At 66.7% G+C, this 25454-nt stretch carries 22 protein-coding genes and 1 tRNA gene; 10 read left to right on the top strand and 13 right to left on the bottom strand.

Annotated features, from left to right (window positions below):
* Positions 1-142 precede the first annotated feature (142 nt).
* Complete coding sequence (locus AC0IXR_RS02390; RefSeq protein WP_471759621.1) at positions 143-466, top strand: hypothetical protein; 324 nt, start codon at positions 143-145, stop codon at positions 464-466.
* 128 nt (positions 467-594) lie between these two features.
* On the opposite strand, the gene clpB is transcribed toward AC0IXR_RS02390, so the two are convergent.
* Positions 595-3225 carry an ATP-dependent chaperone ClpB gene (gene clpB / locus AC0IXR_RS02385; protein WP_471759620.1) on the bottom strand — a complete coding sequence of 877 codons (2631 nt, stop codon included), beginning with the start codon at positions 3223-3225 and terminating at the stop codon, positions 595-597.
* Between the two features lie 202 nt (positions 3226-3427).
* Between clpB and AC0IXR_RS02380 the strand changes: the two genes are divergently transcribed.
* Positions 3428-4219, top strand: coding sequence for an MOSC domain-containing protein (locus AC0IXR_RS02380; protein ID WP_471759619.1), 792 nt, complete (start codon positions 3428-3430; stop codon positions 4217-4219).
* Positions 4220-4336: 117 nt separating this feature from the next.
* Here AC0IXR_RS02380 and AC0IXR_RS02375 read toward each other — a convergent pair whose 3' ends face one another.
* Entirely contained in the window at positions 4337-4612 is a 276-nt protein-coding gene (locus AC0IXR_RS02375) for a hypothetical protein (protein ID WP_471759618.1), read from the bottom strand.
* 196 nt (positions 4613-4808) lie between these two features.
* Positions 4809-5072 (bottom strand): hypothetical protein, encoded by a 264-nt coding sequence (locus AC0IXR_RS02370; protein ID WP_056431752.1) that lies wholly within the window; start codon positions 5070-5072, stop codon positions 4809-4811.
* A 224-nt stretch (positions 5073-5296) separates the two neighbouring features.
* On the opposite strand from AC0IXR_RS02370, the gene argB reads away from it, so the two are divergent.
* Positions 5297-6208, top strand: a complete 912-nt coding sequence (argB, locus tag AC0IXR_RS02365) for an acetylglutamate kinase (RefSeq protein ID WP_056431748.1) — start codon at positions 5297-5299, stop codon at positions 6206-6208.
* Between the two features lie 75 nt (positions 6209-6283).
* Here argB and AC0IXR_RS02360 read toward each other — a convergent pair whose 3' ends face one another.
* The 4 genes from AC0IXR_RS02360 to AC0IXR_RS02345 all read right to left on the bottom strand — a co-directional run bounded on the left by AC0IXR_RS02360 (position 6284) and on the right by AC0IXR_RS02345 (position 8797).
* The gene (locus AC0IXR_RS02360) at positions 6284-6880 is read right to left on the bottom strand and encodes a hypothetical protein (RefSeq protein WP_471759617.1); all 597 of its coding nucleotides are present in this window, start codon (positions 6878-6880) and stop codon (positions 6284-6286) included.
* 428 nt (positions 6881-7308) lie between these two features.
* A tRNA-Thr gene (locus AC0IXR_RS02355) sits at positions 7309-7383 on the bottom strand.
* 60 nt (positions 7384-7443) lie between these two features.
* Complete coding sequence (locus AC0IXR_RS02350; protein WP_056423671.1) at positions 7444-7932, bottom strand: NUDIX hydrolase; 489 nt, start codon at positions 7930-7932, stop codon at positions 7444-7446.
* A gap of 397 nt (positions 7933-8329) precedes the next feature.
* Positions 8330-8797, bottom strand: coding sequence for a MarR family winged helix-turn-helix transcriptional regulator (locus AC0IXR_RS02345; protein ID WP_056423669.1), 468 nt, complete (start codon positions 8795-8797; stop codon positions 8330-8332).
* Positions 8798-9139: 342 nt separating this feature from the next.
* Here AC0IXR_RS02345 and AC0IXR_RS02340 point away from each other — a divergent pair, with 342 nt between their 5' ends.
* A complete protein-coding gene (locus AC0IXR_RS02340; RefSeq protein ID WP_471759616.1) occupies positions 9140-10285 on the top strand; it encodes a type II asparaginase in 1146 nt (381 codons plus the stop codon).
* Between the two features lie 23 nt (positions 10286-10308).
* Here AC0IXR_RS02340 and AC0IXR_RS02335 read toward each other — a convergent pair whose 3' ends face one another.
* Complete coding sequence (locus tag AC0IXR_RS02335) at positions 10309-11229, bottom strand: bestrophin family protein (RefSeq protein ID WP_471759615.1); 921 nt, start codon at positions 11227-11229, stop codon at positions 10309-10311.
* Between the two features lie 512 nt (positions 11230-11741).
* Between AC0IXR_RS02335 and AC0IXR_RS02330 the strand changes: the two genes are divergently transcribed.
* Together AC0IXR_RS02330 and AC0IXR_RS02325 are read left to right on the top strand one after the other, a co-directional pair.
* Complete coding sequence (locus tag AC0IXR_RS02330; protein WP_207410065.1) at positions 11742-13718, top strand: acyl CoA:acetate/3-ketoacid CoA transferase; 1977 nt, start codon at positions 11742-11744, stop codon at positions 13716-13718.
* A 185-nt stretch (positions 13719-13903) separates the two neighbouring features.
* Positions 13904-14905, top strand: coding sequence for a calcium-binding protein (locus AC0IXR_RS02325; protein ID WP_471760225.1), 1002 nt, complete (start codon positions 13904-13906; stop codon positions 14903-14905).
* 13 nt (positions 14906-14918) lie between these two features.
* On the opposite strand, the gene AC0IXR_RS02320 is transcribed toward AC0IXR_RS02325, so the two are convergent.
* Positions 14919-16235, bottom strand: coding sequence for a UDP-glucose dehydrogenase family protein (locus tag AC0IXR_RS02320; RefSeq protein WP_471759614.1), 1317 nt, complete (start codon positions 16233-16235; stop codon positions 14919-14921).
* A gap of 307 nt (positions 16236-16542) precedes the next feature.
* Between AC0IXR_RS02320 and AC0IXR_RS02315 the strand changes: the two genes are divergently transcribed.
* The 4 genes from AC0IXR_RS02315 (at position 16543) to AC0IXR_RS02300 (ending at position 19835) form a co-directional block, all read left to right on the top strand.
* Positions 16543-17640 (top strand): iron ABC transporter substrate-binding protein, encoded by a 1098-nt coding sequence (locus AC0IXR_RS02315; protein ID WP_471759613.1) that lies wholly within the window; start codon positions 16543-16545, stop codon positions 17638-17640.
* Complete coding sequence (locus tag AC0IXR_RS02310; RefSeq protein ID WP_471759612.1) at positions 17637-18677, top strand: FecCD family ABC transporter permease; 1041 nt, start codon at positions 17637-17639, stop codon at positions 18675-18677. Before AC0IXR_RS02315 ends, AC0IXR_RS02310 begins: the two co-directional genes overlap by 4 nt.
* Positions 18674-19447: an ABC transporter ATP-binding protein gene (locus AC0IXR_RS02305; protein ID WP_471759611.1), complete on the top strand. Its 774-nt coding sequence runs from the start codon at positions 18674-18676 to the stop codon at positions 19445-19447. The genes AC0IXR_RS02310 and AC0IXR_RS02305 overlap by 4 nt, the downstream gene beginning before the upstream one ends.
* 67 nt (positions 19448-19514) lie before the next feature.
* The gene (locus tag AC0IXR_RS02300; protein WP_471759610.1) at positions 19515-19835 is read left to right on the top strand and encodes a hypothetical protein; all 321 of its coding nucleotides are present in this window, start codon (positions 19515-19517) and stop codon (positions 19833-19835) included.
* Positions 19836-19934: 99 nt separating this feature from the next.
* Here the strand turns inward: AC0IXR_RS02300 and AC0IXR_RS02295 are convergent, their stop codons facing one another.
* The 4 genes from AC0IXR_RS02295 to AC0IXR_RS02280 all read right to left on the bottom strand — a co-directional run bounded on the left by AC0IXR_RS02295 (position 19935) and on the right by AC0IXR_RS02280 (position 25287).
* Complete coding sequence (locus tag AC0IXR_RS02295; RefSeq protein ID WP_471759608.1) at positions 19935-21110, bottom strand: MFS transporter; 1176 nt, start codon at positions 21108-21110, stop codon at positions 19935-19937.
* A 103-nt stretch (positions 21111-21213) separates the two neighbouring features.
* Entirely contained in the window at positions 21214-21447 is a 234-nt protein-coding gene (locus tag AC0IXR_RS02290) for an ADP-ribosylglycohydrolase family protein (protein ID WP_246747701.1), read from the bottom strand.
* Positions 21448-21495: 48 nt separating this feature from the next.
* Complete coding sequence (locus tag AC0IXR_RS02285) at positions 21496-23463, bottom strand: ABCB family ABC transporter ATP-binding protein/permease (protein WP_471759606.1); 1968 nt, start codon at positions 23461-23463, stop codon at positions 21496-21498.
* Between the two features lie 129 nt (positions 23464-23592).
* Entirely contained in the window at positions 23593-25287 is a 1695-nt protein-coding gene (locus AC0IXR_RS02280; protein WP_471759604.1) for a LysM peptidoglycan-binding domain-containing protein, read from the bottom strand.
* Positions 25288-25454 lie beyond the last annotated feature (167 nt).

Here is a 25454-nt window from a genome sequence, read left to right as displayed (position 1 = left end):
GGCTTTTTGGCTTGTCACCAAGCTAAAGTCGGCGGGGATGGGTCGCCTTCAACCTTCCTTCAGTACCGCTCGTCCCACTATGCGCAGCGATCCTTCCAGGGGATGACGTGTGACACGGCCAGCGAGCAAATCCGTCCAGGAGATGATTCGCGACCGTCGCCCGAATGCGGATGCGCCGTTCCGTGATCTCACCGATGGAACGGAAACCGGTCCTGCTGACAGCGTAAGGAGAACCCACGGCTCGCAACTGGCCTGGCTGTTCGGCCTCGTTGCCAGCGTCGCGGCGATTGCCGGTGCTGTGCTCGTCGTCCTGGCGGCGCCACCTGTGTTCGACTGCCGAAACCGGGCCGAACAGGGCTTCTTCGTAGGACAGACCTATGGTGGCTGCGTAGCAAGTGAGGTTTCGACGCGGTGGAACCTGCTCGAACAGCGCGTGAAGCTGGCACTACGCGGCTCGGGTCGCTGAACTGCGCTTTCTTTCCCGTGCCAGGAACCCCGTCTATTCAGAAGTTATCCGAGAGGTGGTGGCGACTGCCATGAGATCGGCTTCCGGCGGAGGCGGTCCCCGCCGGAAGCATGGAAGCGAACCTCGCCTCAGTTGAGCGTGGCACTCGCCGGACGCCGCTCCGGTAAAGCGGGATCGTCGCCGATCATCAGGCCGGATGGGCCGAGCCGGACCGGCACCGCCTCGCCGTCATGGATGCGGCCCGCGAGCAGTTGCTCGGCCAGCCGGTCCTGCACCGCCTTCTGGATGACGCGCTTGAGCGGACGCGCCCCGTAGGCCGGGTCGTAGCCCTTGTCGGCCAGCCAGTCGCGGGCATCGGGCTCCACGTCGAGGGCGATCTTGCGCTCGTCGAGGAGGGTCTGGAGGCGCCCAAGCTGGATATCGACGATCGCCCCCATCTCGGACCGCCGGAGACGGTGGAACAGGATGATCTCGTCGATGCGGTTGAGGAATTCCGGCCGGAAATGATGGCGGACCACACCCATCACCTCGTCGCGGACCTCATCCGTATCCTGCCCTTCCGTCTGAGCCACCAGATATTCCGACCCGAGATTCGAGGTCATGATCAGGAGCGTGTTGCGGAAATCCACCGTCCGCCCCTGCCCGTCCGTCAGGCGTCCGTCGTCGAGAACCTGCAGCAGGACGTTGAACACGTCCGGATGCGCCTTCTCGATCTCGTCGAACAGCACGACCTGATACGGCCGGCGCCGCACAGCCTCGGTGAGCGCACCGCCCTCCTCGTAGCCGACATAGCCCGGAGGCGCGCCGATCAGCCGGGCGACGGAATGCTTCTCCATGTATTCCGACATGTCGATGCGCACGAGGGCCGTGTCGTCGTCGAACAGGAAGCCGGCCAACGCCTTGGTCAGCTCGGTCTTGCCGACGCCCGTCGGCCCGAGGAACATGAACGAGCCGATCGGCCGGTTCGGATCCTGCAGGCCGGCGCGGGCACGCCGCACGGCGGTGGCCACCGCCTCGACGGCTTCCCGCTGGCCAATGACGCGCTTGCCCAGTTCGACCTCCATGCCAAGAAGCTTCTCGCGCTCGCCCTCCAGCATCTTGTCCACGGGCACGCCGGTCCAACGTGAGACGACGCCCGCGATATGGGCCGGCGTCACCGCCTCCTCGACCATACCGTCGCGGGCAACGGCGGTTTCGGCCGCGGCCTCGTTCTCGGCGAGTTCCCGCTCCAGCCCAGGGATCACGCCGTATGCGAGCTCGCCCGCGCGCTGGTACTGGCCCTGGCGCTGGGCCGAGGCGAGTTCGTTGCGCGCCTCGTCGAGCTTCTTCTTGAGCTCGGCCGCCGCACCCAGCTTGTCCTTCTCGGCCTTCCAGCGAGAGGTGATCGCGGCCGACTGCTCTTCGAGATCGGCCAGTTCCTTCTCCAGCCGCACCAGACGGTCGCGGGAGGCGGAATCGGTCTCCTTCTTCAGCGCCTCGCCCTCGATCTTGAGGCGGACTACCTCACGGTCGATGTTGTCGAGCTCCTCCGGCTTCGAATCCACCTGCATGCGCAGGCGCGACCCGGCCTCGTCCATCAGGTCGATGGCTTTATCGGGCAGGAAGCGGTCGGTGATGTAGCGGTTCGACAGAGTCGCGGCCGCCACGAGGGCCGCGTCCTGAATGCGCACGCCGTGATGCTGCTCGTACTTCTCCTTGATGCCGCGCAGGATCGAGACCGTGTCCTCGACGGTGGGCTCGGACACGAAGACGGGCTGGAAGCGGCGGGCCAAGGCCGCGTCCTTCTCCACATGCTTGCGGTATTCGTCGAGCGTGGTCGCGCCGACGCAATGCAGCTCGCCGCGCGCCAGAGCGGGCTTGAGCAGGTTCGAGGCGTCCATCGCCCCGTCCGCCTTGCCGGCCCCCACCAGCGTGTGCATCTCGTCGATGAACAGGATGATGCCGCCGGCGGCCGAAGTGACCTCGGACAGCACGCCCTTCAGCCGCTCCTCGAACTCGCCGCGATATTTCGCGCCGGCGATCAGCGCGCCCATGTCGAGGGCGAGCAGGCTCTTGTCCTTCAGGCTCTCCGGCACGTCGCCATCGACGATGCGCAGGGCCAGCCCCTCGACGATGGCGGTCTTGCCGACGCCGGGTTCGCCGATCAGAACCGGGTTGTTCTTGGTACGCCGGGACAGGACCTGGATGGTGCGGCGGATCTCCTCGTCGCGGCCGATCACCGGGTCGAGCTTGCCCTCCCGGGCGGCCTCGGTGAGGTCACGGGCGTATTTCTTGAGGGCGTCATAGGCATTCTCGGCCGTGGCATTGTCGGCCGTGCGGCCCTTGCGGAGCGCGTTGATGGCGGCGTTCAGCGACGCGGCAGTGACGCCGGCGGCGGCGAGCGCACGGCCGGATTCGGTGTCCTTCTCCACGGCGAGGGCGAGCAGCAGGCGCTCGACGGTGACGTAGGAATCACCCGCCTTCTGGGCGGCCTTCTCGGCGGTGTCGAACAGGCGCACGAGTTCTCGCGTCGCCTGGGGCTGCGCGGAATTACCCGAAACCTTGGGCTGCTTGGCCAACCACTGCTCGACCTGGGCGAGCGCCACGCGGGACTGTCCGCCGGCGCGGTCGATAAGGCCTGCGCAAAGCCCCTCGGGATCGTCGAGGAGCACCTTCAGGAGGTGGCCGGGCTGCAATTGCGGGTGGCCTTCGCGAAGGGCCAGGGATTGCGCGGCCTGGACGAAGCCGCGGGCGCGTTCGGTATAGATCTCGAAATTCATGTCTTTCCTCTCCCCCGTGCCGACGATCCACCGCCCGCCAAGCGGCGCGGCCCCGTCGAGACGTCGCTCCCCGACCGGATGGTCCGGGAAGCCTCGGCGCCGCGAAGGCCGCCGATTGCTTACGATGTAGTGTTGCAAATGAGCACCACAAGACCCGATCACGGACTTGCGCGCGAGTATGGCTTCGGGTGAGGCTGACGGTATGACCGCGACGCCGACCAGCCTTCCCGAACTGCGCCTCGAATCGCTCCACCGCTACCCCGTGAAGGGGCTCTCGCCCGAGGGGCTTGAGGGAGCGACGCTGGAAGCGGGACGCTATTTTCCGGGCGACCGGCTGTTCGCCATCGAGAACGGGCCGTCCGGCTTCGATCCGGCCGCACCGAAGCATCAGCCCAAGATCAAGTTCCTGATGCTGATGCGCAACGAGGCCCTGGCCCGCCTCGTTACGCGCTACGACGACGAAACCTCGGTGCTGACGATCCGCCAGGGGGACGGCATCGCCGTCGAGGCCAACCTCTCGACGCCGGAAGGGCGCGAGGCGGTGGAAGCCTTCTTCCGTACCGAATTCGCGGACGCCCTGCGCGGTCCGCCGAGGCTGCTCACCGCACCGGACGGCTTCCGCTTCACCGATTCAGCACGCGGCTTCGTCTCGCTCCTCAACCTCGCCAGCGTCGCGGCGACGGAGGAGATGATGGGTGCGCCCGTCGATCCGTTGCGCTTCCGCGCGAACCTTCACCTCACCGGCCTTCCCCCCTTCGCCGAACTCGACCTCGTCGGGCGCATGCTCGCCACGGCGGGAGGCGTGCGCCTGCGGATCTCGAAGCGGACGGAGCGCTGTGCGGCGACGAATGTCGATCCAGCGACCGGCATCCGTGACCTCGCGATCCCCCGGACGCTCTCCACGCGGCTCGGCCATGCCGATTGCGGGGTCTACGCGGAGGTGCTCCATGGGGGCCGCCTCGAACGGGGCGAGACGCTCCGGATCGAGGCGTGAGGCGTTCAACGGGTTCGTATCGCAGAAGCGCGGCGGCCACGTCTGCGAAACCAGCTTGGGAGAGTTGCGAGGCCTGGAGGCCGCGATCGACCGTCGCGTTCCCCCAGGCGGAATCGCTCAGATCGCGTGACGCGGGACGAGGACGATGGCGGCGGCGTAGCCCGCCCGGCGCAGGCCGCGAAGATCGGCATGGCGGCGCTCGCAGGTCACCCTCACGTAGCGCTTCTCACCATCATCGCTCCAGGTGGAAGCAGCCATGGTCTGGCCGTGGATCATGCATTCCATCGGCGTGTGCGCAGGTGACACGATGATGTCGAGGGCGGTGGTGCGGGAGCAATCCTGCGCCGCGATCATGCTGGAGCAAACGAGGGCGACGGCTAACAATTCGGACATGACGGACCCCTTTTTCGGTTCGGCGAATAAGGTCCGCGGTGTTGCTCAGGCGTCGAGCGGCCGCGTGATTGTTGCCTGAGCGTTCCTCGTCGTTTTTCATTGGACTTGGTCTAGCATGACAGATGCCAAACCTGTCGCAAGGTGGCCTCGGCCCCGGCCGAACATGGCTCTCATGCACGGCGCGAAGACTTCGGCTTCATGCGCGAAGCGATACATTGTCGGCCCGCGATCGGCGGGTGACGAGGCGGTCCTCGTTACGAGGTACGAGCCAGGTCGGCTCGGGCTCGGCGCGGGGCAGGATGCTGGCGACGGCATCGAGATCGACGACGTAGCTGTCGGTCAGTCTGCGCCAGACTTCTGCGGGAGAGGCGGTGTCCTTCCCGATCTGGGCGAGGGCGGCGGTCAGATTCCGAAGGCCGGTGAGGGTCGGACGGGCGACGGTGGTATCCGCGGCGAGCATCGGAGGGAGCGTCCTGTGCAATATTCCAAAGGATCACAGGACAGGGTTAACGCACGGTTATGCCCCCCTTGGTGCTGGCCGTCCTCACCACCGATCCGCCTTTCACGATGGGACCATTTTTCCGAGCTTTGGCGGCTATGGCGCTTCGCAGTGCGACATCGCTGCGCTAGAAGCGCGTCGTCGCGCATCCCGATCCGGCGCCGTAGCGAGGACAGTGCCTCACGATGAAAGAATCTCTGGCAAAAGACGCCCTCCCGAACGTGCATGTGCGCGCGGAAGTTCTGGTCCAGGCCCTGCCCCACATGCAGCGCTACGATCAGGAGATCGTCGTCATCAAGTATGGCGGCCACGCCATGGGCGACCGCGCCGCGGCGGAAGATTTCGCCGAGGATATCGTGCTCCTCGAGCAATCCGGCCTGAAGCCCATCGTGGTTCATGGCGGCGGCCCGCAGATCGGGCGCATGCTCGGCCGGCTCGGCATCGAGTCGGAGTTCCGTGGAGGCCTGCGCGTCACCGACGAGGCGACCGTCGAGGTGGTCGAGATGGTGCTCGCCGGCTCGATCAACAAACAGATCGTCGGCTGGATCTCGGCCGAGGGCGGTCGCGCCATCGGCCTCTGCGGCAAGGACGGCAACATGGTCCGCGCCCGCAAGGCGACGCGCACCGTGATCGACCCGGAAAGCCAGACCGAGAAGGAGATCGATCTCGGCCTCGTGGGCGAGCCGGAGCATGTGGAACGCGGCGTCCTCGACGCGGTGTTGAAGGCGGAACTGATCCCGGTCCTCGCTCCGGTCGCCTTCGGCGCCGACGGCCAGACCTACAACGTCAATGCCGATACGTTCGCCGGGGCCATCGCCGGAGCCCTGCGGGCCAAGCGCCTGCTGCTCCTCACCGACGTGCCGGGAGTGCTCGACAAGGACAAGAAGCTCCTCACCGACCTCACCCTGGAGGATTGCCGCCGCCTCATCGCCGACGGCACCATCACGGGCGGGATGATCCCGAAGATCGAGACCTGTATCTACGCGCTGGAACAGGGCGTCGAGGCGGTCGTGATCCTCGACGGCAAGGTGAGCCATGCCGTGCTGCTCGAACTCTTCACCGACCACGGCGCCGGTACGCTGATCCGCCGGGCCTGAGCACAAAGCCCCGGGACGTAACCCCTACGTCCCGGGGCGCGGCATCCTCGCGGCCGCCGGGATCTCAAAACGTCATCATTTCTCGGCCTCGCCGGGATCCGGCACACCGGCCTTGGCCCAGAACGCGGCCGTCGCCTTACGATAAGCCCTGGTGAGGGCAGGTCCTTCCGCGCCCGCCGGACCAATCTCGTCCCAGATCTGCTGGCACAAGGTGGCCTGGACCGTGAAGCGGCTGGGATCCTCGGTCTTGGAGGCAGCGATCAACGCGCCGACGATCTTGCGCATGCGTTCGGCATTCTGAGCGAAGACCTCCTCGCCTTCAGCCACGCGGCGGCTCGCTGTTTCGGCCTTCGCAGCGCGACGTTCGGCGGAAACCGTATCCTTCGTCACATCCGCCTCGTTGGGCCGGTACGCAGCCTCAACCTCTTTGAGAGCGGTGCGGCCACGCAGGATCATCGGCTTGGCATCGGCCCGACCCCGGCAAGAGGCGCGCAGTTCGACCAGGAGACGCTTGGCCATGCCCACCATCTTGCGCGACGGCGGGGACACGGAGGCTGCAACGGCTGCCCTTTCCAAGGCGGCGATGATCGAATCCGCGTCGGCCGGGGGCCGCTCGCTGGCAACATCGGCGCCGGAAATCGCCAGTGCCTTATGGTCCGGCTCAAAGCTCACAATGAAACCCTCTCGATCGATCTAGGGCGCCGCGCGTGCAACCGTTCGCACCGCCGCTTCCATGTCCGGAGCCGCCCTGTCGAGAAACCCGCGGCACCGCCGCGCACCACATTCAGCCTTCACTCAAGCAGCCTGGCTGCCGCAACGGGGCGTAGCCCTATCCCCTGGGCCGCGACAGCGTCAAGGCAGCGCCAAGAGTGGTCGGACCGGCCTGCCTTTTTCAAACATGCCCCTCGCTGAGGCGTGACCAAAGGCGAAGATGCGAATGCTGCCGTCTCCGGCACCGCGCTATGCACGGTCACGTGAAGGCTGTTGGAAGACGTGAATCGGTAGGTAGAAATGAAGCTGTCGCGCCCGAAAGTCGTTCAACCAGCAACGAAGCCTAGTCGCGGGAGACGCAGCACGAACGCTGGGTTTTTTAGGGAAAATGGTGCTGCTGGACAGGATTGAACTGTCGACCTCCTCATTACCAATGAGGTGCTCTACCACTGAGCTACAGCAGCCGATCGTCGCGACGCGTCGGCGACGAGCGGGGAGTTAGCGGATCGAACGCGGCTTGGCAATCACTTCTCGCCGCCTTTGATCGTTGCTGGTGAAACAAGCAGCCCTGTGTCCCTTTTGCACGCCGCGCGAATGATACCGGCGAGGCCGGATTCGGCGACAGCCTCGGCCGCGTCGGAGGGTGTGAACCAGCGATCCTCGCGCTCGCCCCGTTCCGGCCAGTGCTTCAGCTGCTTGCGGACCTCCAGAGGAAAGACCTTCACCTGGCAGAGTACGAAATCACGGCTCTTGAGCCGCTTCTCATAAAGGTAGAAGCCGAGCGGCCTCTTGCCGATCTCGCCTAGAAGCCCGGCCTCCTCATAGGCCTCGCGAGCGGCGGCCTCGTAGGGCTTGCGCCCCTTCATCGGCCAGCCCTTCGGGATCACCCAGCGGCGGCTCTCACGTGAGGTGATCAGGAGAATCTTGAACCCACCATCCGACAGACGCCGGAACGGCAAGGCGCCGACCTGACGCCGGGGCTCCGTCTCACTCTCCACCAGGGCTGAACTCATGGAAGGGGAACGCCGCGATGCCGCGTGGGTTCGATGGATCCGCGCGTGATCGGTTCGAGTTCAGCGGCCCGCCGCTTCCCTGCCTCGACGATCAAATTCGGAACTTTCGACAACCAGGTCATCGAACACCCCTGCCCTGTGGCGTGAGGACCGGCACGCGGGAACGGGCAGGCGGAGAGAAAGGGAAGTCCCGATGCGCCGCATGGCACGATGCCGGACGTGGCCGGCCTTTAACGGTAAATGAACGCTTACCTCAAGGTAAAACTTATCCGGCAAACCATATCGATAGCATAGGATAATAAGATGATATCGGAACGGAGCGTACAGCGCGATTGTGACAGTGCGACCACGACGGTCGGCAGACCGAACGGCGTCTCCGCTATGCCGGAGACGGCCTTCAGCCGGCGACGCTCAGGTTCTCGATCAGGGCGTTCAGGTCGGCCCGCATAGCCTGCACCTCCGGCTCCGACATGTTGAGCTGGCACATCACCGATTCCCGCACGAGCCGTGCCTCGGCCCGCAAGTCGCGCCCCTGCTGGGTCAGTTGGATCTCAACTTCGCGCTCGTCGCTCTGTCGCCGGTGACGGATCAGGAAACCTGCGGTTTCGAGCCGCTTGAGAACGGGCGTCAAGGTTCCGGAATCGAGACGCAGCCGGCGACCGATATCCGACACCGTGACGCCGTCGGTTTCCCAGAGGACGAGGAGGACCAGATATTGCGGGTAGGTCAGCCCCATCCGCTCCAGCATCGGGCGGTAGGATCGGGTGATCCGGTGAGCGGCAGCGTAGAGGGCGTAACAGAGCTGATTATCGAGCAGCAAAGGGTCCGTCGTGGAGCCTGTATGCTCCTCCGGAGCGTCGACCATATACACCACGCGATCTATCCCCGGATCAGGCCGGCGCGATGCCCAAGCGGCGTCATCGGTTCCTCGCGCTTGGGTCTCGTACGTCGTACCGGGCCGTGACAGCCCACAACACGAAAGTCTCGCCATTTCATTCCGATTGCAAGCATTTACCCGATCGGTGAAGCGGACCCATGCTTCGATCGCGGGCGGCGGATCAGACAAGCCGGGCAGCAGGATCGCCCCTCCAGTTACGATGTCGAAGGAATGACGCCGGAACAGCCTGTGACCGCCGCCTTTTTGGCCTGGGCGTGAGCGGGGGGAGCGGCCACAATGCCGTCTTCCAGCCTGTGACAGGATACCACGATGCAGCTTGTTCCTCCCGCTTACCGGCCCACCGGTCGTCCGATAGCCTTCGCCCTGGCTCTGAGCGTCGGATTGTCCCTCGCGCCGCTCCCAGCCATCGCTCTCGAAGGCCCGCCACCGGCCAAACCTGGTGAAGCGGCGGCCCCGGCCGCGACGACAAAGCCCCGCGTGGTCATCGTCGCCACGGGCGGCACGATCGCGGGCGCGGGTGCGGATGCCGCCAACAGCGCCACCTATCAGGCGGCGAAGGTTCCGGTGGATAAGCTCATCGCCGCCGTGCCGGCCATCGCACAGGTGGCTGAGGTACGCGGCGAGCAGGCGTTCCAGATCGCCTCGGAGAGCTTCACCAACGCACAGTTGATTCAGCTCGCCAAGCAGGTCTCCGCCCTGGTCAAACGCGACGACGTGGATGGAGTGGTCATCACCCACGGTACCGACACCGTGGAGGAGACGGCCTATTTCCTCGACCTCGTGGTCAAGACCGACAAGCCCATCGTCATGGTCGCCTCCATGCGGCCCTCCACGGCGATCTCGGCCGATGGCGCGCTCAACCTCCTCGACGCCGTGGTGGTGGCTGGGGCGAAGGATGCCCGCGCCAAGGGCGTGCTCCTCACCATGAACGACGAGATCCAGGCCGGACGCGACACCACCAAGCGCGTCAACATCAAGCCCTCGGCCTTCTTCAGCCAGTGGGGCCCCCTCGGCATGGTGGTGGAGGGCAAGACCTATTGGTTCCGCGCGCCGGTGAAGCGCCACGGCACCACTTCCGAGTTCGACATCGATTCCATCGATACCCTGCCGGACGTCGCCATCGTCTACGGCTCGGGCAACATGCATCCCGAGCCCTACACCTCCGCCGTCGCCACGGGCGCGAAGGCCATCATCCATGCGGGCACCGGCAACGGCTCGGTGGCTGGCTACCTCGTCGACACCCTGAAGGACATCCGCTCCAAGGGCGTGCAGATCATCCGTTCGTCCCGCGTCGGCGACGGCTTCGTCCTGCGCAATGCCGAGCAGCCGGACGACAAGTACGATTGGGTCGTCGCCCACGACCTCAACCCGCAGAAGGCCAAGATCCTCGCCGCCGTGGCCCTGACGAAGACGCAGGACACCAAGGAGCTTCAGCGGATCTTCTGGGAGTACTGAGCCCACACCGCTCGCGCCACGCCTCAGCGCAGGAGGAAGCCCTCCGGCGCGAGAGGCGGCGGCGCGGGTTCACCCAATGCGTCGAGGACGATCCCCTCCACGACGCGGACCAGCGCGTCGAGGGGGAGATCGTTGGGCTCGGTGCCGAACGGGTCCTCCAACTCGTCTCCGAGGGCATCGAGGCCGAAGAACGTATAGGCGACGAGTGCCGTCACGAGCGGCGTCACCCAGCCCAGCGTGCCCGCCAGACCGAAGGGCAGGAGCAGGCAGTAGATCCAGGCCGTCCGGTAGAGAAGCAGGGTATAGGCGAAGGGCAGCGGGGTGCCCTGGATGCGCTCGCACACGATCTGGACCTGGCCGAGGGCCGCGATCTTCTGCTCGAGGAAGCCGAACTGGATGTCGGTCAGAGCACCGGCCCGCTGTGTTCGTCCGAGATCGGCCGTGAGGTGCACGAGCACGGCGTCGGCGATGCTCGGGCGGTCGCGAAGGGGCGCGGCCTCCGCCTCGGACAGCCAGGGGGTTGCGGCCGCCACCTCGTCCTCGCGCCGCATTTGCGCGTGGAGGGCCTTGGCAAAGCCCATCACGCGTTTCAGTGCGCGGCTTCGCAACGCGTCGTGCCGCTCGTCGGGCAGGAGCGCCGTCAGGAGCCGGGCGAACGCCCTCGCTTCGAGGATCAGCGTTCCCCAGGCTTTGCGCGCCTCCCACCAGCGGTCGTAGCAGGCGCCGTTGCGGAAGCTCAGGAAGATCGAGAGAGCCAGCCCGACCAGGGTGAAGGGCCCGATCCCCGCGCTCATCGGGAAAGGATGGGGCCAAGCCCGCTCGACAGCCACGACGACGATGGCCGCCACGGTGATGAAACTCACCTTCAGCGCGACCCGCGGCAGGATCGAGCCCTGGAGCGTGAAAAGCACCGCCATGAGATTGGGACGCGAACGGACGATCATCGACGACTTATGGTTTCGTTGGGGGGATCACCGGTCGAGGCCAAGGACCGGCATCCCCGAGCCTGCGTCACCTGGCGGCTCCCGGCAAGGCAAGCTCTCGTGACGAACGCGGACCAGCGACGAACCGCCCCAACGTCGTGCGTTCGAATGAGAGACACGAGGTTGGGACCGACAACGGTGGAACGAATCGCCACCAAAATTCGAAATGTTGAATACTTTCGACCTTCCCGCACCGCACAAGTGTTCAACCAATGACGGCGAGCCCTCAGGATTAGACGCAATCCTCACTGATCACTGGAAATGCCGGCAGTCCGGACATGAAAACTCGGGCCAACGCTGCACTGCAACAAGACGCGAACGCCGCGACTAGCGCTAGACCGGACCCTTGCGAAAACTGGACCGTATCTTTACGCTGCCTGCGCCAAACAAGACTTCCTCATCCACGGCATTATGCAAAATATCACTTGCGTTAGGGCCGGGATGCGGGAGGCGCTCTGAGGATAGACCGGTCGATGAAGAAAAATAAGGTGATCACGGCCGAGGAGGCGATCGCCCTCATCCGGCACGACGACGTCGTCACCACGACGGGGTTCGTTCAGAGCTGCATCCCGGAGGCGCTCCATGCCGCCCTGGAGAAGCGCTTCGTCGACACGGGCGCCCCGCGCGGCCTGACCCTGATCATGACCGCCGGCGCCGGCGACAGCAAAGGCCTCGGCACCGGCCGCCTCCACCACGAGGGCCTGCTGAAGCGCGTCATCGCCGCAAATTTCGGTCGGATGCCGAAAGTGGCCAAGGCCGCCCAGGACAACAAGATCGTCGGCTACAACCTGCCTCAGGGCGTGATTTCGCAGCTCTACCGCGCCTGCGCAGCCGGGCAGCCCGGCCTCTTCTCGAAGGTCGGCCTGCACACCTATGTCGATCCGCGCCATGGCGGCGCCCGCGTGAACGAGGTGACGACGGACGAGATCGTCAAGCTCGTGGAGGTCGATGGCGAGGAATGGCTGTTCTACACCGCCACCAAGATCGACGTCGCCTTCATCCGCGGCACCTCGGCGGACCCGGCCGGCAACATCTCCTTCGAGAAGGAGGCTCTCACCCTCGACTGCCTGGCCCAGGCCATGGCCGCGCGAAACAATGGCGGCATCGTCATCGCGCAGGTGGAGCGCATCGTCGATGACGGCTTCCTGCTGCCCAAGGACGTGCGGGTGCCGGGCATCCTCGTCGATTGCGTGGTGCTGGCCGAGCCCGAGATGCACCGCATGAATTACGGCGTACAGCACGACGCGGCGCTGGCCGGCCAGATCCGCGTGCCGGTGAGCGGCATGAAGAAGATGAAGCTCGACGCCCGCAAGATCATCGCCCGCCGCGCGGCTTTCGAATTGCCGCCGAACGGCGTGGTCAATCTCGGCGTCGGCGCTCCCGAGGGGATCTCGGCGGTGGCCAACGAGGAGAAGGTGACGCCCTACATCACCCTCACCACAGAGGCCGGGGCCGTGGGCGGCGTTCTCGCGTCCGGGTCGAGCTTCGGCGCGGCGACGAATGCCGATTGCGTCATCGACCAGAACCAGATGTTCGACTTCTACGATGGCGGCGGCCTCGACATGACCTGTCTCGGCATGGCCGAGTGCGACCAGCACGGCAACGTCAACACCAGCGCGTTCGGCGGCAAGCTCAACGGCTGCGGCGGCTTCATCAACATCAGCCAGAACGCGCGGAGCGTGGTCTTCGCCGGCACCTTCACCGTGGGCGGCCTTGAGACCACGATCGAAGACGGCAAGCTGAAGATCGTCACCGAGGGACGCTCGCAGAAGTTCCTGCCCCAGGTGGAGCAGATCACCTTCAGCGGCCCCTATGCACAGAAGCGCTCTCAGCCGGTGATCTACGTCACCGAGCGCTGCGTCTTCCAGCTCACCGACGAAGGACTCGAACTCATCGAGGTGGCACCCGGCATCGATATCGAGCGCGATATCCTGCCCCATATGGGCTTCATGCCGATCATCAAGCACCCGGCGCAGATGGATGCGAGGCTGTTCCGGGACGAGCCGATGGAACTGCTCTCGGATCTCCTCAACCTCAACCTGCCGGAACGGGTCAGCTACGACGCCGAGCGCAACATCCTCTTCCTCAACCTCGAAGGCTGGCACGCCCGCATCAAGAGCGACATCGACGACCTGCGCAAGGTCCTGGTCGATGCCTGCAAGAAGGCCGGCCAACGGGTCAACTCGGTGGTCAACCATGACGGGTTTCGCATCAACGAGAACCTGTACGACGATTACGCCAGCATGATCCAATACCTGTCGGCGAACTACTATCTCACCACCACGCGCTACGCGACGAGCGCCTTCCTGCGTCTCAAGATGGAAGAAGCGCTCAACAATCGCGGCCTCGCCCCGCATGTCTTCGAGCGTAAGGAAGACGCCCACGCCTTCCTCGACGGCATGGACCGCAAGGTGCGGCGCGCCTCTACGGCCATCGACGCGGCGGCGTGAGAAATGCCACCTCCGGGCAAGGCTCGGAGGCGGCGTGCCGCTCGGGATGAAGTGCAGCGTCATGCTGCGGCGACCGACCGCTCCGCCCACAGGGCGGATGCTCGGCCTTAAGCCTTTCTCAGGTTTCGGTTGCAATCACATCATCGACACCGCCCGCTCCTCTCGGGGAACGGGCGGGCAAGGTGATGGAGAACGCGTCCGTAGTTACGATCAAATCCTCGCTGCCCTTGGATGCGCATACGATCGACATTTATTCGTATGACGAGCAGGTCAGCTATTCCCATCAGGTCGAGACGGGTTTTCGCGCCTCGCTGAGCGAGGATATCTTCTTCGACATCGTCGGCTCCGGGTTCTCCTACGAGGCCGGCCCCTACCCCGTCACGGGCGTGACCAATGGCGTCACCCTGTTCTACGGCGCCAGTACCCTCCTGGAGATCCAGGGGCTCGCCATCACGGCCGAACAAGCCCTCTTCTATCGCGAGCAGGATGCCGGGACCGTTCGAGCCGCGATTCTGTCGGGCGACGACACCCTCACCGGATCGAAATACGCCGATCTCCTCGATGGCTATGCCGGGGCGGATTCGATGACCGGTGGCGGTGGCGACGACGTCTACATCCTCGACAATATCGGCGACCGGGTGTTCGAGCGTCCGATGGCGGGCAGCGACCGCGTCGAAGCCTCCATTTCCTTCTCCCTCGGTAAGCAGTTCATCGAGAACCTGACCCTGACGGGGAACGCGGCCATCAACGGCACCGGCAACACGCTCGACAACGTGCTTCTCGGCAACGATGCGGCGAACAAGCTCAAGGGCGGGGGCGGCAGCGACATCCTCGTGGGCGGCGCGGGTAAGGATACGCTCACCGGCGGCGTCGGCAACGACCTCTTCGCCTTCCGGGCCATCTCGGACAGCCTTGCCGGCAAGACTTACGACACGATCACGGATTTTGCTTTGGGCCAGGACCGGATCGACCTCTCGGCGATCCAGGCGGTGACCGGTGCCGAGGGCGACCAGGGCTTCACCTTCATCGGCGATGCCGCCCTCGCCCAAGCCGGCGACCTGCATATGCGGGTGTCCGGAAGCTCCACGTTCCTCGAAGGCGATGTCGACGGGAACGGACGGGCCGATTTCCAGATCCTGCTGAAGGCCATCGTCGGCGGCCTTCAGGCGAGCGACTTCATCCTCTGATCCCGCGGGCGGTTCACGCCTCCGGCGTCGGCACGCCGATGCCGACATAGTGGAAGCCGTGGCGGGCCACGTCCTCGCCCCGGTAGACGTTGCGCAGGTCCACTACCACCCGGGCGGCCATGCTCTCGGCGAGCAGCGCCCAATCGAGCGCGCGGAAGGCGTTCCACTCGGTGACGATGACGAGGGCGTCCGCCCCTTCGGCACAGGAATAGGGGTCGTCCGCATAGGCGATGTCCGGCATCAGGTGCTTCGCGCCCTCCATCCCCTCCGGGTCGTGCGCGCGGATGCGGGCGCCGGCATCCTGCAGGCCGGCGACGATGGAGAGGGACGGCGCGTCGCGCATGTCGTCGGTATTCGGTTTGAAGGTGAGGCCGAGGAGCGCGATGGTCTTGCCCCTCACCGAGCCGCCGCAGGCGGTGACGATCTTGCGCGCCATCGCCCGCTTGCGCTGGTCGTTGACGGCGACCACCGCTTCCACGAGCCGGATCGGCGTGCCGCAATCCTGCGCGGTCTTCACCAGCGCCAGGGTATCCTTGGGGAAGCACGAGCCGCCATAGCCCGGCCCCGCATGCAGGAATTTCGAGCCGATGCGATTGTCGAGGCCGATGCCGCGCGCGACCTCCTGGACGTTGGCGCCGACCTGCTCGCAGAGATCGGCGATCTCGTTGATGAACGTGATCTTGGTGGCGAGGAACGCGTTGGCGGCGTATTTCGTCAGTTCCGCCGTGCGGCGGCCCGTGACGAGGATCGGCGCCTGGTTGAGATAGAGCGGGCGGTAGACCTCGTTCATGACGCTGGCCGCGCGGGCATCGTCCGCCCCGATGACGATGCGGTCCGGCCGTTTGAAATCGCCGATCGCCGCGCCTTCGCGCAGGAATTCGGGGTTCGACACCACGGCGAAATCGGCATCGGGCCGCGCCTCGCGGATGATGCGCTCGACCTCGTCTCCGGTGCCGACGGGAACCGTGGATTTGGTCACCACCACGGTATAGCCGGTGAGCGCGGCGGCGATGTCACGGGCCGCCGCATAGACGTAGGAGAGATCGGCGAAGCCGTCGCCCCGCCGGGACGGCGTGCCCACCGCGATGAACACCGTGTCGGCGGCGGCGACCGCGCTCGTCAGGTCGGTGGCGAAGGTCAGCCGGTTCTGGCGGACATTGTCGGCCACCAGCGTATTGAGGCCCGGTTCGAAGATCGGGATACGCCCTTGCTCGAGCGCCTCGATCTTGGCCGGATCGTTGTCGACGCAACAGACCGTATGGCCGAAATCGGCGAAGCACGCACCGGAGACCAGGCCGACATACCCCGCGCCGATCATCGCGATCTTCATCAGGCTCTCTCCTCGGCCGCCTCGATCGGGCGTCTCGACCAACCGTCTCTCGCCGCCGGCGGTGACAGATCCATGACGGATCGGGCGCTTGCCACCCTCGGCCCCACCGGACCGGGAGGATGGCGGACCATCACGTCGGCAGGTCTCGCTGCCTTCGCCTCCGCCGGGCGGATCGATGGACCGGGGCTGTATAGCAGCCCCTCGCGGATGACAAACGAGAGGCCGGTTCGGTCACTCCGGGTCTCGGGGCGATCCCGGCGCGTGCGTCGCGGAGCGCGGCGTCCGCCGCCATGATACGATATCGGCCATGATCCTTCGCTTCATCCCGCCGGCCGCCGGCCGCAGACAGGTTTCGTCCCGCGCGACGCAGGTGCTCGCAGCCGCCGCGATGGCTCTGATGGGCCTCGTCTTCACCGTAGAGGCAGGCGCTGCCCGCCCCTTCGTCGATGCGGCCGGGCGCAAAGTGGAGGTGCCGGAGCGCGCGCGCCGCATCCTCGCCGCCGGTCCGCCGGCCTCGGTCCTGCTCTACACACTGGCGCCCGAAACCATGATCGGCTGGGTCCGCGCCCCCTCCCCCGACGAGGCCGCCTTCCTGACGCCGGAGACGCGCGGCCTGCCCGCCTATGGCCGGCTCACCGGCCGGGGCAACACCGCCAATGTGGAGGCCGTGCTCGCCCTGAAGCCTGACCTCATCATCGATGTCGGCAGCACCGCGCCCACTTACGCGTCGCTCGCCGATAGGGTGCAGACGCAGACGGGGATTCCCTACATCCTCCTCGACGGCAGCATCGACCGGACTTCCGAGACCTATGCCAAGCTCGGCGATCTGGTGGGAGTGCAAGAGCGGGCCAGGGATCTCGCCGCCCATGGGGAGGCGATGATCGCCGAGGTGAAGGACCGGATCACCTCGATCCCTGCCGACAGGCGACCGCGCGTCTACTACGCTCGTGGGCCACGCGGATTGGAGACGGGGGTTTCGGGCTCGATCAATACCGAGCTCCTCGACCTGGCCGGCGCTCGCAATGTCGCGGAGGGCGGGGGCGCCACGGGGCTCACCACGATCTCGCCGGAACAGGTCCTGGCCTGGGACCCCGACGCCATCGTCACCCTCGACCCGGCTTTCCACCGGACCATATCCACCGATCCGCTCTGGAGCACGCTACGGGCCGTTCGCGCCGGCCGGGTCTACCAGACGCCGCGCCTGCCCTTCGGCTGGTTCGACTCGCCGCCGGGAATCAACCGCCTGATCGGCCTGCGCTGGCTCGCGGGCCGGCTGTATCCCGACCTCTTCCCCGAGCCGATGGAGAGCATCACGCGCGATTTCTACACGCGCTTCTACCACGTGGACCTCGACGGGGCGCAGCTGGAAAACCTGCTGAAGGATGCAGGGGCGGCCCGCCCGTGACAGCCTCCTCCCTGGCAGCCCGGCCCGCCTTGCGCCTCGCCGTGACGGGCGTACTCCCGCTCATCGCGCTGGTGATGCTGGTCCTGGTGTCGCTGGCGACGGGCAAGTACTCCGTGCCCGTCGCCGATGTAGCGCGCATCCTCTGGGCGAAACTGCTCGGGCTGACCTCTTCCATCGATCCGACCGCGCAGATCGTCGTGCTGCAGGTGCGCCTGCCGCGCGTGGCGGCGAGCCTCGTCGTCGGCGCTGCCCTCGCTGCGGCGGGCTCGACCTACCAGGGCCTGTTTCGCAATCCCCTGGTCTCGCCCGATATCCTCGGCGTCTCGGCGGGGGCGAGCCTCGGTGCCGTACTCGGTATCTTCCTCTCGCTCCCCGTGGGTGCGATCCAGCTCCTCGCCTTCGCCGGGGGATTGCTCGCCGTGGGCGCGGTCTATGCGGTGGGCCTCGCGGTGCGGCGGCACGATCCGGTGCTCACCCTCGTGCTGGCCGGCGTCGCCATCGGAGCGGTGCTGGGCTCCGCGATCTCGCTGCTCAAGGTGCTGGCCGACCCCTACAACCAGCTCCCCGCCATCACCTACTGGCTGCTCGGTAGCCTCGCCTCCGTCAGCCTCGGCGATGTCGGCGCGATCCTGCCGGCAATGGTGCTCGGCCTGCTGCCGCTCGTCCTGTTCGCCTGGCGGATGAACCTGATGAGTCTCGGCGAGGAGGAGGCCCGTGCGCTGGGCGTGGAGACACGTTTGCTGCGGCCGTTGTTCATCGCCGCCGCGACGCTGGTGACCGCCGCCGCCGTCTCGGTCACCGGCGTGATCGGCTGGATCGGCCTCATCATCCCGCATGTGGCGCGGCTGATCGTCGGCCCGGATTTCCGCCGCCTGCTGCCGGCCTCCCTTCTGATGGGGGCGGGCTATCTCCTCGCGGTGGATCTCGTCGCCCGCACCGTCGCGCCCATCGAGGTGCCGCTGGGCATCCTCACCGCGCTCATCGGCGCACCGTTCTTCCTCTGGCTCCTGGCCACCGCGAAGGGGGGCTGGGCTTGAGCCTGGAGGTCCAGAACCTCGCTTTCGGCTACGGCGCCAAGCCCCTCGGCGAGGGCATCGGCTTCACCTTGAAGGCGGGTGAGGTGCTTGGCCTTCTGGGCCCGAATGGCGGCGGCAAGACTACCCTCTTCAAGACCCTCCTCGGCCTGCTTCCGGCCCAGGCGGGGCGAATCCTCCTCGACGGCGAAGATGTGGCGACGTGGTCGCGGGCGCGGTTCGCGCGGAGCGTCGCCTACGTTCCGCAGGCTCATGCCGCCTTCTTCCCCTTCAGGGTTCAGGACGTGGTGCTGATGGGGCGGGCGAGCCGCCTCGGTGCCTTTGCGGCGCCCGGCAAAGCGGACGCGGCGATCGCCCTCGAGGCCCTGGCAACCCTCGGTATCCGGCATCTGTCCGAGCGGCGTTACACGGAGATCAGCGGTGGCGAGCGCCAGCTCGTCCTCATCGCCAGGGCTCTAGCCGGGGAGCCGCGCTTCCTCGTCATGGACGAGCCCACCGCCAGCCTCGATTTCGGCAACCAGGCCCGCGTCCTCGACCAAGTGCGGCGCCTGAAGGAACGCGGCATGGGCATCGTTCTCTCCACCCACGACCCCGACCACGCCTTCCTCTGCGATCGGGTGGCGCTCCTGCATGAGGGCCGGCTCCTGGCGCTCGGCAGACCGGAGGAAGCCGTCACGCCGGAGACCCTGCGCCTTCTCTACGGAGTCGACGTCGCCATCGTGCCCCTGCCGGGCGGCGGGCGCTTCGTCTGCACGCCGATCCTACCCCGCTGACGCGGCACGCCGGCACCCGCCCGCGCGTTGCCGTGCTGACCTGCCGCGATGATGGGACGGATGCCCGATGCCAGTGCTGGAGACCCCCGACGGCCGCTACATCGTCGTCAAGGGACGCCTCTGGCGGCGCACCAATCCGAACCTGAGCGAAGAAAAGCGGGAGCACCTCGTCAACGCGCTGATGGATGCCCGGCGCGCGGTGAAGGAGGCCAAGCGCTCGGGCGACGAGGCCGATATGAAGCGCGCCCGCGCGGCGGTCGACGCCGCCAAGCACGGCCTCGGCGAGCGCGGCCCCGTCTGGTGGACGGACGGCACGCCCGACCAGAACCGCCGCATGGTCGCGAACACGACCTATGCCGAGTGGTATGCGGGGCTGGAGGCAGCATAGCGGAACCGTTGCACCACCCCGCGATCGCTTCCGTCTGCATCGCCGATGGGAACACGAGATCCCGATTTGCGCGAGCCGGCGATGTCGGGAAGCGGAGCTTCAGCGCGCGAGAAGCTTTGCGCTGAAGCTGCCGACCCCCAGGATCACGAGGGCGCAGAGCGCGAGGGCGGTGAACTGGCCGAGGCCTTGAAGCGCCGCGCCGAGGATCGCCACGCCCAAAGCCTGTCCGCAGAAAAACGAGAAGGCGTGGAGTGAAACCGCCGAGGCGCGGGCGGTCGGTGCCACCTCCGTCACCTGCACCTGAAAGGTGTTGTGGAGCATGTAGAAGCCGAGGCCCAACGCCACCAGGGCCGCGCAATCCACCTGCCAGCTTGCCGCGCTGCCGATGACCAGAAGGGCACCGGCGCAGATCGCGCCTCCGCCGATCAGCATCCGCCGCATCCCGAGGAGGCGCAGGAGCACGGCGACGAAGGCCGAGTAGAGCAGACCACCGGCGGCGAAGCCCGCCAGTGCCAGCCCGGCCTCGCGGGGGCCGCCCTCCCCCCGCGCCTCGATCAACGGCGCGAGATGGGGAAAGATGCCGAAGACTGCGATCGCCTCCACGAAGACGGCGATGAACAGGACCCGCGCACGGGGGATCGCGACGATGGTGCGGTAGCGGGCCACCGCTTCGCCCAGCGCGAAGCGTTTGCGTGCCGCGCCGGCCGCCCATTCGAAGCCGAGGATCGCAGCCGCACAGCCGAGGGCCGCCACCGCCGCCGTGATGGCGAAAACGCCCTTCCAACCGACATCGGCCTCGATGAGACCGGCGAACGTCGAGCCGGACAATTGGCCGAGGATGACAGCGACGAGGAACCGGCCGATGGCGACCTGTCGGCGCTCCAGCGGGATACGGTCGCCCATAAGGGCGAGCGCCAGGGGAATGACGCCGCCCGCCGCCGCGCCCGCCAGGATGCGGAGCCCGAACAGCACGGTGAGATCGGCCGAGACCGCGCATCCGGCAAGCGCCAGGGTGAGGATGCCGAGACAGACCGCGATGACCCGTTCCTTACCCAGCGAATCCCCGACCGGCCCGAGGATCGGCTGGATCAGCGCATAGGGCAGCGCGAAAGCCGTCGAGAGAAGCGCCACTGTATGCGGATCGCTCTGCAGATCGCGGGCGAGCACGCCGACGAGGGGCTCGATGGCCCGTCCGGCAAAGGTGCTGGCGAAGCCGGCGAAAGCCAGGATCACGATCAGGCGCGTGGTCGAGAAGGACGTTGGCGCTACGGGCATACACACCCTCGAAACGGGGACGATCCGGTCGACCCTCGCACGAGCGTCCGCACGGGTGTTTTCCATACGCGGATCATGACGGCAACGCCCGATGTGCCCGGTATCAGGCTTTCGCCGCCAAGGCATCGGCGAGATCGACGATCCGCTCGCGCCAGGCGAGGGGCCGGAGCCAGCGTTCGGGGATCGCCGAGGCGCCGTAGAGGGCGCCTGCGAGCTGGCCGGTGACGGCACCGACCGTATCGGCGTCCTCGCCAAGATTGACGGTCAGGATCAGCACGTCCTCGAAGGTCTGGGTGGTGCCGACTGACCGGAGCGCCGCCTCCAGCGTGTGGATCATGTAGCCGGACACGACGACAGATGATTACGTACCGCCCGTTGCGATACGTTATTCGGCGGGCATCGGCTCGGGTACGACGGGCCTTTTCGGTTGAGGGGCCACACGCTCCACCGAGGGCGGGACGTCGTCATCGACCCGCTCCTCCTCGGCGCGCTTGAGGATCTCTCGGGCCTCGTCGGCTTCGCGCTGGCGGCTCCAGAGGGAAGCGTAGACCCCGCCGAGATCGAGCAGGGTCGGGTGGTCGCCGCGCTCGACGATGACGCCCCGGTCGAGAACGATGATTTCGTCGGCATTCACCACCGTCGACAGGCGGTGGGCGATGACCAGGGTGGTCCGACCGCGGCTGACCTTGTCGAGGGCGTCTTGGATCTCGCGCTCGGTGAAGGAATCGAGGGCCGAAGTCGCCTCGTCGAGGACGAGGATCGGCGGGCCCTTCAGGATCGTACGGGCGATGGCGACGCGCTGTTTCTCGCCGCCCGAGAGCTTCAGGCCGCGCTCGCCCACCGGCGTGTCGTAGCCTTCCGGCAAAGCGGAGACGAACCGGTCGATCTGGGCGAGGCGGGCGGCCTCGCGCACCGCCTCGTCGCTCGCATCCCACTGGCCGTAGCGGATGTTGTAGCCGATCGTGTCGTTGAACAGCACGGTGTCCTGCGGGACCATGCCGATGGCGGCCCGCAGGCTGCCCTGCTCGACGGAGGCAATGTCCTGGCCGTCGATGAGGATACGGCCGGATTGCGGCTCGTAGAACCGGAACAGTAGCCGCGACAAGGTCGATTTGCCCGCCCCCGACGGGCCGACGATGGCGATCGTGCGGCCGGCCGGCACCTCGAAGCTGACGCCGCGCAGGATCGGCCGTGCCGGATCGTAGGCGAAGCGCACGTCCTCGAACCGGACCACACCGGCCGAGACCGCGAGAGGTTTGGCGCCGGGCCTGTCGGCGATTTCCGGGTTGCGATGCAGGATCCGGAACATGTCGTCGATGTCGATCAACGCCTGTTTGATCTCGCGGTAGATCATGCCCATGAAGTTGAGCGGCATGGAGAGCTGGATCAGCATGGTATTCACGAGGACGAACCCGCCGAGCGTGGTTCGCCCGGCCATGATGTCCCGCGCGGCGAGCCACATCACCACCGTCATGCCGATGGTGAAGATCAGAGCCTGGCCGGCATTGAGCACGGCGAGCGAAACGTAGGTCTGGGTCGAGGCCGTCTCGTATTTGGCCATGGAGCTGTCGTAGCGTTCAGCCTCGCGGCGTTCGGCACCGAAATACTTCACGGTCTCGAAATTCAGCAGCGAATCGACCGCCTTGGTGTTGGCGTCGGTATCCGAGTTGTTCATCCGCCGGCGGATCTCGATCCGCCATTGCGTCGCCTTCCAGGTGAAGGCGAGGTAGGCGGCCACCATGACGAAGACGACGAACGAGTAGAGCCAGTCGAACTCGTAGGCGAGGACGCCGATCACCAGCACGAACTCGACGATGGTGGGTACCAACGTCAGCACCATCAGGCGCGAAAGCTCTTCGATGCCGCCGCGGCCGCGTTCGAGCACGCGGGTGAGGCCCCCGGTCTTGCGCTCCAGATGGAAGCGCAGGGAGAGCCGGTGCATGTGCTCGAAGGTCTGGAGCGCGAGGCGACGCACCGCATGCATCGCCACCTTGGCGAAGAGCCCGTCGCGCACCTGGGTGAGCAAGGCCATGATCACGCGTGACAGGCCGTAGAGCCCGATCATCAGCATCGGCGCCGCGAACAGGCCCGTGGGGAGCGTGGCGCCGAGGCCGTCCTTGTCCCCCACTGCCGCCACGAGGGCGTCGGTCGCCCATTTGAAGGTGAAGGGCGTCAGCATCGTCACGAATTTCGCGACGAGGAGGAGGCCAAAGGCGAGGAAGACGCGCCGCTGCAGGTCCGGCCGGGTATGGGGCCAGAGATAGGGCCACAGGCGCCGATACGTGGCGAACAGGCCGGGACGCTCGGGCGGCGGCGTGCCGCCGTTCGCCACGGCAGTGGGATCGGTGCTCATTCAGACAGACTCGGGAGGATGAACCAGGAGTGGACGAATTCAGCCCCCGATATAGTCTCTCGAACCGTTCCAGACAGGCACCCGGCGGCGCAGGGCCGGGCTGCAGACTGCGCGGTACCGCGCCTCGTCTCAGCTACGACGCTTGTCCTCAGGCAGAGTCGACGCGCTCTCGGACGGCACGACGAAGATCTGGCCGGGATAGATCAGATCGGGATTACGGATCTGCGGCTGGTTGGCGTCGAAGATCACCGTGTACCGGGTCCCTCTTCCATAGACGCGCCGACTGATCTGCCAGAGGCTGTCGCCGCGCGTGATCCGAGCCGTGTTGATCTCCGGCACGAACACATTCTGCGGCGCGGCCGAGGGCTGGCTCGCCGGGGCCTGAGCAGATGTCGCGCCAGCCTCGCCGGTGGTGGGTCCCGGCTGCGACCGGCCGATCGTCATCGGAGACGCAGGCGCGCTCGGCGTGGCATCCTGCGGCGCCCCCTGAGCCAGACGCTCGGACGGGGATGGAAGGGTCCCGTATCCCTGGGCTCCGGCGAACTTGGCATGCGTCCTCGCCGCCAGCGCCGCGCTTGGCAAGGGCTTGTTCGGAAGAGCGGGTGGCGTCAGGGCCGCCACGCTGTTGGCCGGCGCCTCCTGCCCGATGCCGAGAGCGGGCTTTGCCGCGTTCGGCATGGCGAAGCCGACCTCGGACCGGTTCTTCACCTTGCCGGAGACCGGATCGACCTGATCCATGCGGATCCGATAATCCCCGGGGGCGACGCCGCGCCCGATCGTGAACGAGACACGTCCGTCGGCGCCGACACTGCCGGGGGCGATCAGCGTGTCGTTGATGTAGAGGCGCACGGTGGCACCGGCCGGCGCTTGTCCGGTCACGAAAAGGCGGCCGCCCTCCTCCGCATCGACGCTGACGACCTTGACCGGCACGGCATCCGGCTTGGCCGTTTCAGGCCTGGCATCTTCAGGCTTGCCAGCGTCAGGCTTGCCACTATCAGACTTGTCACTCCCAGACTTGGCGCTGTCGGTTCGGCCCGTGAGAGCCTTGCCGACGCTCCCCTTTGCGGCATCGGCGGAAGCCCGGCCCGCAGCGCCGGCCGGGGCCGGATCGCTGTCCTTCCGTACGTTCCCCGCCACCTTGGCCGAAGCCGCATCCGTCGGACGATCCGGCTGCGACAGGACGACGGTAGGTTTGTCGGGCGAAGTCAAAGCGATGAGCGGTTTGGTGGTACGGTCGGCGGACACCACAACCATGACGGTTTCCCGCGCCTGACGACCTTGTCCGTCGGCCCCGATGGAACTCAGCGTGATCTCGCTGCTACCGGGGGGGAGAGCAGGCGGGACGATGGCAAACTGGCCGGACGGGTCGATGAGCGCACGGGCAATTGGATGGTTGTCGCGCAGCATCTCGACGGTGGTGTTGGGCGTTCCGCGACCGGCGATCACGGTCTCGCCTGTCGGCTCGACGCGAATGATATCGAAGGTCGGGGCCTGCGCCTGGTCCTGCGCGGCGGACGGATTGCCCGTCTGTCCGGTGGCGCCCCGCCCCCCCGACGGCGACTTTCCCGGCGTCGTCGAAGCCCCCTCCTCGCGGCGCACGGGCGGCGTCACCGGCGAGCCGGCGGCCGCGGGCGATTCGGCCGCTCGCGATTCCGGCGTGCTGGTCTCATTCGACCGGGGCAGCGCCGCCGCGGCCACGGGCTGCTTGTCGCCCTGAACGCGCTTGACCATCTCGCCCGCGCCGAACAGCACGACGACCAAGGCGAATCCGGCCAGCAGGCCGCCGCCCGCGAGAATCAGGCCTCGCCGCCATTCCGCCGTCATGGCACCGCTCTCCTCAAATCCATCGACTTTGCGGCAGATAACATCGCCGGGTTTCGACTCTGGCTGTCGACAAAGCGTCGATTGATGGCGACATACTAGCCGACATGATCTCAACACCAAATCGCGCTTCCCCCCGAAAGGCGGGATCATTCACGAAATCAGCAGTT

It is taken from the genome of Methylobacterium sp. AC832 (assembly GCF_979256025.1).
The sequence above is the reverse complement of the archived record's forward strand: the minus strand, read 5'-3'. Positions and strand labels throughout refer to the sequence as shown.